This window comes from Cupriavidus sp. C1SS-2L (assembly GCF_057073735.1).
On the sequence record NZ_CP172709.1, the window covers coordinates 1,795,386 to 1,808,877 of the forward strand.

Below are 13,492 nucleotides of genomic sequence, written 5' to 3' on the forward strand. Positions count from 1 at the left end.
GCACTAGAACGGCTCAGCTGTTCGAGAAAGCGCAGTAAGCGAGAGGCGTCAGCAGGCGCCCGCATCTTCCACCACGGGTGGTTTCGACCGCCTAGAAGGAGACATCATGGAACTGCAGCACAAGGAGTCCACGTCGCGCTTTGCGTCGCCGTGGGTACAGCTGGTCTTCGGCGTCATCTGTATGGCGATGATTGCCAACATGCAGTATGGGTGGACGCTGTTCGTCAACCCGATCGATGAGAAGTACCACTGGGGCCGCACCGCGATTCAGGTCGCGTTCACGATCTTCGTCGTGACTGAAACCTGGCTCGTGCCGATCGAAGGCTATCTGGTCGACAAGTACGGCCCGCGTCCCGTCGTCGTAGGCGGCGGCCTGCTGTGCGCAGTGGCATGGGTGCTGAATTCCATGGCGTCATCGCTGCCGATGCTGTACGTTGCGGCGGCCATCGGGGGTGTCGGTGCCGGCGCGGTCTATGGCACCTGCGTGGGCAATGCGCTCAAGTGGTTCCCGAACCGGCGCGGCCTGGCCGCGGGCATCACGGCGGCGGGCTTCGGTGCGGGTTCCGCCATGACGGTGGTGCCGATCGCCAACATGATCAAGTCATCGGGCTATGAAGCCACGTTCCTGTGGTTCGGGCTGGGCCAGGGCCTGATCGTGTTCCTCCTCGGCATGGCCCTGTACCCGCCGTCGGCGAAGATCCTGAGCGAGGTCAAGTCCACGCTGAAGGCAGCCGCCACCTACAACGCCACGCCGCGCCAGGTGCTGAAGTCGCCGATCTTCTGGATCATGTACGCGATGTTCGTGATGATGGCCGCCGGCGGCCTGATGGCCACCGCGCAGCTCGGACCGATCGCCAAGGACTTCGGCTTGCATGACTCGCCGGTATCGATCCTCGGCCTGACGCTGCCCGCACTGACCTTCGCGCTGACCATCGACCGCGTGCTCAACGGCCTGACCCGTCCGTTCTTCGGCTGGATCTCCGACCATATCGGCCGCGAGCGCACCATGTTCTTCGCTTTCGCGGTGGAAGCAGTCGGCATCCTGCTGCTGTCGAAATACGGGCACAACCCGGTGGCGTTCGTGGTGCTGACCGGCATCGTGTTCTTCGCCTGGGGCGAGATCTACAGCCTGTTCCCGGCGACCTGCGGCGATACCTTCGGCCCGAAATTCGCTGCCACCAATGCCGGCTTGCTGTACACCGCCAAGGGCACGGCCGCGCTGCTGGTACCGTTCTCGAGCGTGATCACCGCCGCGACCGGCGACTGGCATGCGGTGTTCGTGCTGGCCTCGGCCATGGCCGGACTGTCCGCGCTGCTTGCACTCTTTGTGCTCAAGCCGATGCGTGAAGCCCATGCCCGCAAGTATGTGCATGCCAATACCACCAGCCCGATGGGATACCGCGCCGTGCCGGAGGACCTGACCTGATCTGATGCAACGATGAAGAGAGCCATACGGCGTGGCGCTGTCATCACGCAGCACAGACAGCGCAGCCGGTAGCACAATACGAGGAAGACAAGAATGAGAGCGACAGGAAGGCTGCCCGCAAGGGCGTCTTCCTGAACGCCTTTATAGCGACGCCATGATCGCCCCCGCAGGAGACAGAAGACCCATGAATCAGGTTGTCATCCCGATCGAGGCCACCGGCCTTGGAAGGCTGCGCAAGCGCCGCCAGCCCAAAGGCAGGCAGGTGGACGCTGCCGCGCTGGCGGAAGTCCGCGCGGCGCTTGGCGACATGCCGCGCCGCCGAGACCTGTTGATCGAACATCTCCACTGCATCCAGGACCGCTACGGTCAGCTGGCCATGCCGCATCTTGTCGCGCTGGCGCAGGAACTTGGCCTGGCGATGACCGAGGTCTACGAGGTTGCGACGTTCTACCACCACTTCGACGTGGTGCGCGAAGATGCGGACGGCCACATCGCACCGCCGCCGGCACTGACGGTGCGCGTATGCGAGGGCATTGCCTGCGAGATGGCCGGGGCGCAGGCGCTGATCGACAAGCTGCCCGCCGTGCTTGGCACGGACGTACGTGTGGTGGCCGCGCCGTGCATCGGCCGGTGCGAGAAAGCGCCGGCCGTGCTGGCCGGACAGAAGCCGGTCGATGGCGCGACGGTGGAGGCCGTCGCGAGTTGCGTGGCGGCGGGCACCGTTCGCGATGCCATCGCCGCGCAGAACAGCTATGGCGCGTACAAGGCAAACGGCGGCTATGGCCTGCTCAAAGCGCTTGTGCAGGAAGGCTCGCTCGATCCGGCAGCCGTGATTTGCACGATGGAAGACTCCGGCCTGCGCGGCCTGGGCGGCGCCGGTTTCCCGACCGGCCGCAAATGGCGCATCGTGTCCGGGGAGCCGGCACCACGGCTCATGGCCGTGAACATCGACGAAGGCGAGCCCGGCACCTTCAAGGACCGCGTCTACCTGGAGCGCGATCCGCACCGTTTTCTGGAGGGCATGCTGATCGCTGCCGCTGTGACGCAGGTTGCTGCGATCTATATCTACCTGCGCGACGAATACGCGGGCTGCCGCGCCATCCTGACGCAAGCGCTGCAGGAACTGCTCGATGATCCGCCCGTGCCAGTTCTGCCGCGCATAGAACTGCGCCGCGGCGCGGGCGCGTATATCTGCGGCGAAGAGTCCGCGATGATCGAATCGATCGAAGGCAAGCGCGGCATGCCGCGCCTGCGGCCGCCCTATGTGGCACAGGTCGGGTTGTTCGGCAGGCCGACGCTCGAGCACAACTTTGAAACGCTCTACTGGGTACGCGACATCCTGGAGAACGGCGCCGAGTGGTTCGCGTCGCAGGGCCGGCATGGCCGCAAGGGGCTGCGCTCGTTCTCGGTGTCGGGCCGTGTGCGCGAACCCGGCGTGCACCTGGCGCCGGCCGGTATCACGGTGCGCGAGTTGATCGATGAATATTGCGGCGGCATGCTCGACGGACACACGTTCTACGCCTACCTGCCCGGTGGCGCGTCGGGCGGCATCCTGCCAGCGTCGATGGGCAATATTCCGCTGGACTTCGACACGCTGCAGCCACATGGCTGCTTTATCGGCTCGGCCGCCATCGTCGTGCTGTCCGATCGCGACAGCGCCGTGGCCGCAGCGCGCAACCTGATGCACTTCTTTAAGCACGAGTCGTGCGGGCAATGCACGCCGTGCCGCGTCGGCACCGCCAAGGCGCTCGACCTGATCCGCCAGCCGAAATGGGACTTGCCCGCGCTGGAGGACCTGTCCGCCGTCATGCGCGATGCCTCGATCTGCGGGCTCGGACAAGCTGCGCCGAATCCCGTCGATTGCGTGATCCGCTACTTTCCCCATGAACTGCAGGCGGCGCCAGACCGCCCGGAGGCACAGGCATGAATGCGCTGACACGCGCCGAACGCGCACTGGTCGAATCCACGGAGCCGCCCGTCACGTTTACGCTGAATGGACGTGAAGTCAGCGCGCACCCCGGCGAAAGCCTGCTGAAGGTCGCGCAGCGCGAAGGCTTTGACGTGCCCCATCTCTGCTACAAGGATGGGCTCGATCCCGCGGGCAACTGCCGCGCCTGTATGGTCGAGATCCAGGGCGAGCGCGTGCTGGCGCCGTCGTGCTGTCGCTATCCGTCGCAAGGCATGACCGTCCAGACGGATTCGGAGCGTGCGCTCCGCGCCCAGCGCACGGTGCTCGAGCTGCTGCAGTCGGACATGCCGGAAACCGACTACACGCGGCACAACGAACTGGACCAGTGGTCCGCACGCCTCGACGTTGGCAAGCCGCGCTTTGCGCCGCGTGAACGCCTGGCGGCGGATCTCTCGCATCCCGCCATCGCCGTCAACCTTGACGCCTGCATCCAATGCACGCGTTGCGTGCGCGCATGCCGCGACGAACAGGTCAATGACGTGATCGGCCTTGCGCTGCGCGGCGATGCTGCACGCATCGTGTTCGACATGGACGACCCCCTGGGCGCGTCCACGTGCGTCGCGTGCGGCGAATGCGTGCAGGCGTGCCCGACCGGTGCGCTGATGCCCGCGCGCGACGCCGCGCTCGCCGTGCCCGATCAACAGGTGGATTCGGTCTGCCCGTATTGCGGCGTGGGCTGCCAGCTGACCTACAACGTCAAGGACAACCGCATCCTTTACGTGGAAGGGCGCGACGGTCCGGCCAACCACGAGCGCTTGTGCGTGAAGGGCCGCTACGGCTTTGACTATGTCCAGCATCCGCAGCGGCTGACCATGCCGCTGATCCGGCGCGAAGGCGTGCCGAAGCGCGGCGACTTCGTCATGGACCCGGACCATGTGATGGACGTCTTTCGCGAAGCGACGTGGGAAGAGGCGCTCGCGCTCGCCAGCGGCAAGCTTGCGCAGATCCGCGACACGCACGGCAAGCGCGCGCTGGCCGGCTTCGGCTCGGCCAAGGGCAGCAACGAAGAGGCCTATCTGTTCCAGAAGCTCGTACGCACGGGCTTCGGCAGCAACAACGTCGATCACTGCACGCGGCTTTGCCATGCGTCGTCGGTGGCGGCGCTGCTTGAAGGGATCGGTTCGGGCGCGGTATCGAACCCGGTGATGGACGTGGATCGCGCCGAACTCGTGATCGTGATCGGCGCCAATCCCACCGTGAACCATCCCGTGGCGGCGAGCTGGATCAAGAACGCGGTGAAGAACGGCACGAAGCTGGTCGTGGCCGATCCGCGCCGGTCGGACCTGGCGCGCTTTGCCTGGCGCTTCCTGCAGTTCACGCCCGACGCGGACGTCGCGCTGCTCAATGCGATGATGCATGTGATCGTCAGCGACGGGTTGGTCGATCAGCATTTCATCGACAGCCGCACCATCGGCTTTGAAGAACTGCAGCGCAACGTGGCGGCGTTCAGTCCCGAGCTGATGGCGCCCATCTGCGGCATCGACGCGCAGACCATCCGCGAAGTCGCGCGCGCCTATGCCACGTCGAAGGCCTCGATGATCCTGTGGGGCATGGGCGTATCGCAGCATGTGCACGGCACCGACAACGCGCGCTGCCTGATTGCGCTGGCGCTGATGACGGGCCAGATCGGCCGTCCCGGCACCGGGCTGCATCCGCTGCGCGGCCAGAACAATGTGCAGGGCGCGTCCGATGCGGGTTTGATTCCGATGATGTATCCGGACTACCGCCGCGTGGACGATCCTGACGCCATTGCGAGCTTCGAGGCGCTGTGGGGCATGCCGCTCGACCGCCAGCCCGGCTTGACCGTGGTGGAGATCATGGATGCCATCGGCCGCGGCGAGGTGCGGGGCATGTACATCATGGGCGAGAACCCGGCCATGTCCGACCCCGACGCCGAGCATGCGCGCGAGGCGCTTGCCGCGCTGGACCATCTTGTCGTGCAGGACATTTTCCTGACCGAGACCGCCTATCTCGCGGATGTCGTGTTGCCGGCTTCGGCCTTCCCGGAAAAGACCGGCACCTTCACCAACACGGACCGCACCGTCCAGCTTGGCCGCCAGGCGCTGTTGCCGCCGGGGCAGGCGCGGCAGGACCTGTGGATCATTCAGCAGATGGCGCAGGGGCTCGGCCTCGACTGGCACTACGGCAATGTGGCGGAGGTCTTCGACGAGATGCGGCAAGCCATGCCGAGCATCGGCGGCGTGACGTGGGAACGGTTGGAACAGGACGGAGCTGTGACGTATCCCTGCCATGCGGAAGGTGATCCGGGCGAGCCGGTGATCTTCACCGATCGGTTCCCGACTCCCACCGGGCGTGGCCGCTTCGTGCCGGCGGACATCATCCCCGCCGACGAGCGGCCGGATACCGACTACCCGATGGTGCTGATCACCGGGCGCCAGCTCGAACACTGGCATACCGGCAGCATGACGCGGCGCGCGGGCGTGCTCGACGCGATCGAACCTGACGCGGTGGCACTCGTGCATCCGCTTGATCTCGGCTTGCTGGGCGGCCAGCCGGGCGACGTCATCACGCTGGCTTCGCGGCGCGGCGAGGTCTCGCTGTATGCCCGCGCCGATGCCGGCACGCCGCGCGGTGCCGTGTTCGTGCCGTTCTGCTACTACGAAGCGGCCATCAACAAGCTCACCAACGCGGCGCTGGATCCGTTCGGGAAGATTCCCGAGTTCAAGTACTGCGCGATTCGGATGACGCTGGGCGGGGTAGCGCCCGCTCAGTCGAGCTATGGCGGAGGCAAGGTGCTTGGGGCCTGACGATCAGGCCCGGGGCTCAATACTTGATGTCGCGGGCTGTCTGCCGTCCCTGCTGCTTGGAATGCCGCTTGTCCTGGCGGCAGCCCGCGTTGCTCTGGTGGTCGGCAGCACGGCAATCCTGCTTGGTGTGCCGGGCATCCTGGCGCGTATCCTGCCGCACGTCGCGCCCTTCGCGGCGTTGCTGCGCCTGTTCCGTCGCCGAGGCCATGCCTGACCAGGCTGACAGCGCCATGGCAACGGCCAGTGCGGTGAATCGTGGGTTCCATGCACGCATGATGTGATCTCCTGGGAAAGTCATTGACCAGACAGACTCCAATCTAGTCCACCGCGGCCCGGAAATCGCGCCGGGTCTGCCCGGATTCGCGCCCGGCCCGCTTGCGCTTGGCGCGAACGGGCGGCCAATGTCATGATGGCAGGGACGCCGCTTGCGGCGGCACGTCGGCCAAGGCAAAAACCCGGGAGAGAGGTGACTATGCAAGGCAGGGAAACACAAGGAATGTCGCGCGAGCGGCTTGCGCGCATTGAACGTTTCATCGACGAATCCTATGTCGCGAATGGCAAGCTGCCCGGCGCGCTGGTCCAGGTATGGCGCCGCGGCGAACTGGCGCTGAACTCTGTCCTTGGCGTCGCTGACCGGGAACGGCAGGTGCCGCTGGCCGAGGATTCGATCTTCCGCATCTATTCGATGACCAAGCCCGTGACTTCCGTCGCGATCATGATGCTGGTCGAGCAATGCAAGATCGCGCTGGATGACCCGGTCAGCAAGTACATCCCGGCATGGGAGAAACTGGGCGTTCACGCAGGCGGCTTCATGGAGAGCTTCCAGACGAAGCCCGCCGCGCGACCGATGCTGGTGGTCGACCTGCTGCGCCACACCTCGGGCCTGACCTACGGCTTCCAGCAGAACACCAACGTCGACGCGGCTTACCGCAAGCTGAAGCTGGGCGAGCTTGCCACCGAAGGCACGCTCGACGAAATGATCGACAAGCTGGCGGGGCTGCCGCTCGAATTCTCGCCGGGCGAGGCCTGGAACTACTCGGTGTCGACCGACGTGCTTGGCTACCTGGTCGGCAAGGTCAGCGGCATTCCGTTCGATACCTTCCTGAAGGAACGTATCTTCGAGCCGCTGGGTATGGTGGACACGGGCTTCCATGTGCCGGAAGACAAGGTGGCGCGCTTTTGCGCGTGCTATGCGATCGGTGTGCTCGGTTCGAAGGTCATATCGAACAAGGGGCCCATGCTGCAGGACGACCCGCGCGCCAGTCCGTACCTGAAGCCGCCTAGCTTCATTTCGGGCGGTGGCGGGCTCGTGTCGACCGCCGCGGACTACATGCGCTTCGCGCGCATGCTGCTGCAAGGCGGAGAACTCGACGGCGTGAGGCTGCTCGGGCCCAAGACGCTGAAGCTGATGACCGCCAACCACCTGCCCGGCGGAGTGGACCTGCCGGCCATGTCACGCTCGATGTTCAGCGAAGCGACCTATGACGGCGTGGGATTCGGCCTCGGCTTTGCCACCACCGTGACGCCCGCGTCCACGCTGATTCCCGGCAGCGCGGGTGATTTCTTCTGGGGTGGTGCAGCAAGCACTTTTTTCTGGGTGGACCCGCAGGAGGATCTTATCGGTCTCTTCCTGACCCAGTTGTTGCCCTCTTCCGCATATCCCGTGCGACGCCAACTGCGCACGCTGGTCTACAGCGCCATCACGGAGCCGGGGGCTGCGCCGCGCTGAATGCCCGTGGGGTCCGGGGAAGGCTAAAATATGGTTGTGTGACACCAGCCGGAAACCGGACACATTGGCATGAGGAAGGCAAACACTCTGATCATCGCGATCACGCTCGCTGCGGCGAGTCCGCTCGCGCAGGCGAGCCTGTCCGCGGATGCCCATGCATTCAAGGAAAACGTCAAGGCAGCAGGCAAGCAGGGCGGCCATGCCGTGCGCGATGCCACTTTCGCGATCGGCCGCGGCACCAAGGCGGCCGCGCACGGGGTTGCTGATGCGACCAAGCACGGCTATCACGCCACCAAGCGAGCAGTGACTGGACACGATTAAGGCGGGCGTCCCCTATGCGGGGGCGTCGGTGGTTCTGCCTGCCAGCAACCACGTACGCACGTCACCGATCCCCCGGGCCGTAATCAACCCACGTTCTTCCAACAGGAAGGGTTCCGCAAGGCGTCCCCGCTGCAGGCCGTGGCCGCTGCGCTGGTTGAAACGGTCCAGTGACGCGATCATGTCCAACGCCATATGGGCCGCCTGAACGGCGGGGTCGGCTGCGGGAACGGGCAGGCCGGTCGCCCCCATGTAGGCATCGCCGATAGTCTTGATCTTCTCGAGTCCCCGGCGGTCGGCAATGTTGTCAAAGTCGGCAAATATCTCGTTCAGTACCGCCACCAGGCGCTCGGGGCCCATGCTCGGCGAAAAGCGGGTGAATTGCACGAGGTCCGCGAACAGCACCGACACGTCCTCGAACCTGTCCGCGATGACTGCCGGCGGGCCCTCGGCGACGAGATCGGCACGCAGCTTCAAACGCTCGGCGGCGGGAGCGGGCAGCACGTTGAGAAGCAGTTGCTCGGTGACCTGCTGCTCGCGTCCGTTCGCATGTCGGCAATACTGCGTGTTTGCCTGTGTAGTTGTGGCGTAAAGACAACATTTTGATGATTTTGAGTAGCGCGTAAAGCGCTTTATCGCAATGAATCCATAAACAATAACCGTTATCATTTACATTCATGACTTTGTACGTTTGTGCGCTGTTTGCTACAAGGAAGAGAAGTCATGAAGTCGAGCCGATGCGGCAACGAGCCCGCCGCACCCCAGATCGCCCTGCGCGCCACGGCGCTCGCCGTTTCGTTGCTGTGCATGGCGCCATTGGCGTTCGCCCAGAAGGTGGATGCGCAATCGGGGGAGAGTGGCAATGTCGAGCAGGTGCTCGATACCGTGCAGGTCACTGGCAACTGGCTCGGCACCGGGCTGCAGAACAGCGTGAAGACCTTCCCCGGCGCGCGCACCGTGGTGGGAGAAGAACAGATCGAACAGAGCGGCGCATCTAGCATCAGCGACGTCATGCGCCGCGTTCCCGGCGTGCAGTCGACCGATAACTCCGGCACGTCCGGCAGCGCCATTTCCCTCAACATCGGCGTGCGTGGCCTGACCGGCCGGTACTCGCCACGCTCTACAGTGTTGCTTGACGGCATTCCGATGGCAGTCGCCCCGTACGGGCAACCGCAGCTTTCATTTGCGCCGGTGAGCCTGGGCAATATCGACTCGATCGACGTGGTGCGCAGCGGTGGCGCGGTGCGATACGGCCCGCAGAACGTCGGCGGCATCATCAACTTCAACACCAGACCGATCCCCACCAGCCCGGGCATCACCGGGGATGCGTCGATCCGCGAAAACATCTACACCGAAGGCGGCGGCAGCAATACGCAGTACAACGCGTTCGTGGGCACCACGCTCGACAGCGGGCTCGGACTGGCCGTGCTGTACTCGGGCATGACCGGCCGCGAATGGCGCAAGGGCAGCGATGACGACGTCAACGATCTCGCCGTGAAGTTTGCCTACGACATCAACAACACCTCGCAGGTCTACGGCAAGGTCTCGTACTACGACGTGCGCTCGCGCACGCCGGGCGGCCTGACGGTCGCGCAATACAATGCCGACCCGTTCCAGAACACGCGGCCGAACGACTACTGGAGCGGCAACCGCACGGCGTTCGACCTCGGCTACGTGAACACGATCTCCGGCAACCAGGAATTCGAGATCCGCACGTTCTTCAACGAGAGCTATCGCCAGAGCACGCTGCAGCAAAGCGCCACCGTAATCGCGCACCAGCCGCGCAACTACACCACGTTCGGCATCGAGCCGCGCTACACGCAGCGCCTGGCGCTGGGGCCGACGACGCATGACATCACCGTCGGCTACCGCTATATCCGCGAACGCGGCGATGACAACGCCTTCAACCAGAATCCGCGTACGGGCGTGGTCGGCCCGACCACCACGTTCGACAACGCCACCGATGCGCATGCCGTTTATATCGACGACCGCATCGCCGTCGGCAACTGGCGCATCGTGCCTGGTGTGCGTTTCGAACATATCGACACCACACGCCAGCAGCGCGGCACGACCACGCAGTTCGACAGCATGAACAACAAGGCACTGCCGTCGATCAACGTCTCGTACCTCGTCAACAATGCGTGGACTGTGTTCACCGACTACAGCACGTCGTTCGGCCCGGTGCAGAACACGCAGCTCAACTCGCAGACACCGAGCAATCCGCTGCAGCCGGAAGTGGCGCGCACGTTTGAAGTGGGTACCCGCTGGACCGACAACCGCATCAAGGCCGAGCTGACGGCGTTCAAGATCAAATTCGACAACCAGATCCAGCAAGTGCCGGGCCTGTTCCCCGCCACGTTCCAGAACATCGGCGCGACTGACCACGATGGTGTCGAAACCGCGATCGACTACACGTTCGACCGCGCGAGCGTGCTTGGCGGCCTGAACGTCTACGCCAACTACACCTACACGCGCGCGATCCAGAAGTCGGGCGCCACGGCCGGCATGGACGTCCCGTTCTACTCGCGCAACACCGATACCATCGGCGCGCGCTACAACTGGCGCAACTGGACCTTCAACGCTTCGACCACACACCAGAGCGCGCAGTACTCGGACCTGGCCAACACCGTCGCCGAGTCGGCGGATGGCAGCGTGGGCCGCATTCCTGGCTTCCGCACCTGGAACCTGCAGGCGATGTTCACGGTTCCGCAGTGGAAACGTACCGACATCACCATCGGCATCAACAACCTGTTCGACAAGCGCTACTACACGCGTACGACGGACAGCAATGCGGGGCGTCTGGTTGGCGCGCCGCGCATGGTGTATATCCAGGCGCGCGCCGGGTTCTGATTGTCGATGCGGCGCCGGCCAGCGTGGCAGCAAGACTCGCGCGACCCGAAACGACAGCAACTGTCCTGTTGCACTGCGCAATGCCGTGCGGGAGAATTCGTTCCATGGATGCCTTGCCGGCGCCCCCCTGAGCGAAACCTTCCGAGAGAGCTTCAAATATGGACCACGCCCTGCGCGCGAGCCTTGCGAACGAGTTGCACGCCAGACCCTTCCTGCGTTTGTCGGGTTCCGTCGCCCTGGCACACCTGGCAATCTACGCGGGAGACGACGCCTCGGTGCATGAACAGCTCCTGCGCGCATTGTGTGATCTCACCGGCATGCCGTCTCCTGAGCCGGGCAGCACCCACTATGCCGCGCAATGGAACGGCGAGCGCCAACTCAAGTGGGAGCGCCACACGGAATTCTCCACCTATACGTTCGTCGCCAGCCGGCGCGATACCGAGTATTTCTCCGGCCTGGCGACCGATCACGTGCCCCAGGGATGGTTCGCGCAGATTGCCGGCATGCGCTTCGTGGCAATACGCATGGAGCTGGTTTCCGGCGAGCACGCCGTACAGGCGCGCAAGGACTACGGCCGCTGGATCGACGGCCCGATCAAGGTCGGCAGCCGCGTGCTCGGCAATGGCGAAGTCTATTGCGACTGGACCATCAAGCCTGATGGCTTTTCGCGCTTCCTGGTGATCGACGAAGGCTTCCGCGAAGCGCAAGGTGGCCGCCTTCTGCAGCGGCTGTACGAGATCGAGACCTATCGCATGATGGCCTTGCTCGCGCTGCCCGCCGCGCGCGAGCTCGGTCGTTCGCTCGATGGCCTGCAGCGCTCGCTGTCCGGGCTGATGAACCGGATGGACTCGGCGCCGAACGACAATGTGGACGCCGCCCTGCTGCAGGATCTCACACACCTGGCCGTGCGCGGCGAGGCGCTGGCCGAGTCCAGCCACCGCTTCAGCGCCAGCCGCGCCTACGAGCGCCTGGTCATGGCCCGCATCCAGGAACTGCGCGAGGAGCGCATCGAAGGCATCCCGACCATTGCCGAGTTCATGGAACGCCGGTTCACGCCGGCCATGGAGACATGCCGCGCCAACTGGAACCGGCTCGAGCAATTCACGGCGCGCGTGGCGCGGGCGGTCGACCTGTTGCGTACGCGGGTGAGCCTGGCGCAAGAGGGCAACACGATGCGGCTGCTCGCCGGCATGGACCGCACCGCGCGCACGCAGCTTCATCTGCAGCACGCGGTGGAGGGTCTGTCGGTCGCGGCAATCTCTTACTATGTGCTGTCGCTCACGGCGGTAGGGCTGCGCTCCATGCATGCCTTCCACCTGCCGCTGGATCCGGAACTGGTCGAAGGCCTGCTGATCGCGCCCGTAGTGTTGCTGGTATTTCTGGTGATCCGGCGCACCAAGCGATCCAACGGGCACGGGCAGGCGCACCAAGGCGCGACGCGCGCAGGCTGAGCGCTCAGTCCGCCGTGATCTTGCCCACTTCGATCACCTTCTTCCAGCGCGCGAACTCCGACGCCTGAAACGCGGCGAACTGCTCCGGCGTATTGGCGACGATCTCGAAGCCAAGGTCGAGCAGCTTCGCCTTGGTGGCCGGCTCATTGAGCGCGGCCACGGTGGCGCTGTGCAGCTTCGCCTTGATCTCTGGCGGAAGTCCCTTGGGCGCGGCCACTGCCTGCCATGAGTAGACGGTTACGCCCTTGACGCCGGCCTCATCCATGGTGGGCACATCGGGCAGGATGGGCGAGCGCGCAGTGCTCGTGATGGCCAGCGCGCGAAGCTTGCCCGCCTTAATATGCGGGACCGCCGTGTTGATGTTCATGAACGTGGCATCGACCTGTCCGCCGATCAGGTCATTCATCGCCGGCGCGCCGCCTTTGTAAGGCACGTGGATGCCTGTCGTGCCTGTTTGCTGCCAGAACAGTTCGGCGGTGAGGTGGTCGCTGGTGCCATTGCCGGCGGAGGCGAAGGTCATCTTGTGCGGGTTGGCCTTCTCGTAGGCGATCACATCCTGAAGCGTCTTGAATCGTGAACCCGCTGGCACGGCGAGGACATTCGGCGCCTGCACCCCGACGCTGATGTAATCGAAATCCTTGAGCGGGTCATAGCCGGCGTTCTTCGTGAGATGCGGGCCGATGACGAACGGCCCCAGCGACGAGACGAACACCGTGTAGCCATCGGCGGGCGCGCGCTTGACCATGGCGGCACCGATCATGCCGGCCGCGCCGGGCCGGTTGTCGACCACGAAGCTGCCGCCGAACTGGGTCTGGTACTTCGCGCTGAGGATACGCGCGACATTGTCCGTCGAGCCGCCCGCCGGGAAGGGCACCAGTACGGTGACCGGCTTCTCCGGCCACGCCGCGTGGGCCGCCATGGCAACGGTCATGGCAGTCGTCGTGAGTACGGACGCAATCAGCTTTTTCATCTTTTGTCTCC

Annotated in this window: 9 protein-coding genes and 1 pseudogene; 7 read left to right on the forward strand and 3 right to left on the reverse strand. The window is 64.8% G+C overall.

Annotated features, from left to right (window positions below):
• Positions 1 to 106: 106 nt before the first annotated feature.
• The 3 genes from oxlT (at position 107) to fdhF (ending at position 6,163) form a co-directional block, all read left to right on the forward strand.
• Positions 107 to 1,426 carry an oxalate/formate MFS antiporter gene (oxlT, locus tag ACIGJG_RS25950; protein ID WP_011300768.1) on the forward strand — a complete coding sequence of 440 codons (1,320 nt, stop codon included), beginning with the start codon at positions 107 to 109 and terminating at the stop codon, positions 1,424 to 1,426.
• Between the two features lie 184 nt (positions 1,427 to 1,610).
• Positions 1,611 to 3,353, forward strand: coding sequence for an NADH-ubiquinone oxidoreductase-F iron-sulfur binding region domain-containing protein (locus ACIGJG_RS25955; protein WP_483673274.1), 1,743 nt, complete (start codon positions 1,611 to 1,613; stop codon positions 3,351 to 3,353).
• Positions 3,350 to 6,163 carry a formate dehydrogenase subunit alpha gene (gene fdhF, locus ACIGJG_RS25960; protein WP_483673275.1) on the forward strand — a complete coding sequence of 938 codons (2,814 nt, stop codon included), beginning with the start codon at positions 3,350 to 3,352 and terminating at the stop codon, positions 6,161 to 6,163. Before ACIGJG_RS25955 ends, fdhF begins: the two co-directional genes overlap by 4 nt.
• Before the next feature lie 16 nt (positions 6,164 to 6,179).
• On the opposite strand, the gene ACIGJG_RS25965 is transcribed toward fdhF, so the two are convergent.
• Entirely contained in the window at positions 6,180 to 6,395 is a 216-nt protein-coding gene (locus ACIGJG_RS25965) for a hypothetical protein (protein ID WP_049796501.1), read from the reverse strand.
• 240 nt (positions 6,396 to 6,635) lie between these two features.
• On the opposite strand from ACIGJG_RS25965, the gene ACIGJG_RS25970 reads away from it, so the two are divergent.
• The gene (locus ACIGJG_RS25970; RefSeq protein ID WP_011300764.1) at positions 6,636 to 7,892 is read left to right on the forward strand and encodes a serine hydrolase domain-containing protein; all 1,257 of its coding nucleotides are present in this window, start codon (positions 6,636 to 6,638) and stop codon (positions 7,890 to 7,892) included.
• 69 nt (positions 7,893 to 7,961) lie between these two features.
• Positions 7,962 to 8,213, forward strand: a complete 252-nt coding sequence (locus ACIGJG_RS25975; protein WP_011300763.1) for a hypothetical protein — start codon at positions 7,962 to 7,964, stop codon at positions 8,211 to 8,213.
• Positions 8,214 to 8,225: 12 nt separating this feature from the next.
• Here ACIGJG_RS25975 and ACIGJG_RS25980 read toward each other — a convergent pair.
• Positions 8,226 to 8,747: pseudogene (locus tag ACIGJG_RS25980) on the reverse strand (adenylate/guanylate cyclase domain-containing protein); the annotation flags it as partial.
• 186 nt (positions 8,748 to 8,933) lie between these two features.
• Here ACIGJG_RS25980 and ACIGJG_RS25985 point away from each other — a divergent pair.
• Complete coding sequence (locus ACIGJG_RS25985) at positions 8,934 to 11,060, forward strand: TonB-dependent receptor family protein (RefSeq protein WP_483673277.1); 2,127 nt, start codon at positions 8,934 to 8,936, stop codon at positions 11,058 to 11,060.
• A gap of 158 nt (positions 11,061 to 11,218) precedes the next feature.
• The gene (locus ACIGJG_RS25990; RefSeq protein ID WP_483673278.1) at positions 11,219 to 12,511 is read left to right on the forward strand and encodes a DUF3422 family protein; all 1,293 of its coding nucleotides are present in this window, start codon (positions 11,219 to 11,221) and stop codon (positions 12,509 to 12,511) included.
• 4 nt (positions 12,512 to 12,515) lie between these two features.
• On the opposite strand, the gene ACIGJG_RS25995 is transcribed toward ACIGJG_RS25990, so the two are convergent.
• Positions 12,516 to 13,481 (reverse strand): Bug family tripartite tricarboxylate transporter substrate binding protein, encoded by a 966-nt coding sequence (locus ACIGJG_RS25995; RefSeq protein WP_011300760.1) that lies wholly within the window; start codon positions 13,479 to 13,481, stop codon positions 12,516 to 12,518.
• Between the last annotated feature and the right edge of the window lie 11 nt (positions 13,482 to 13,492).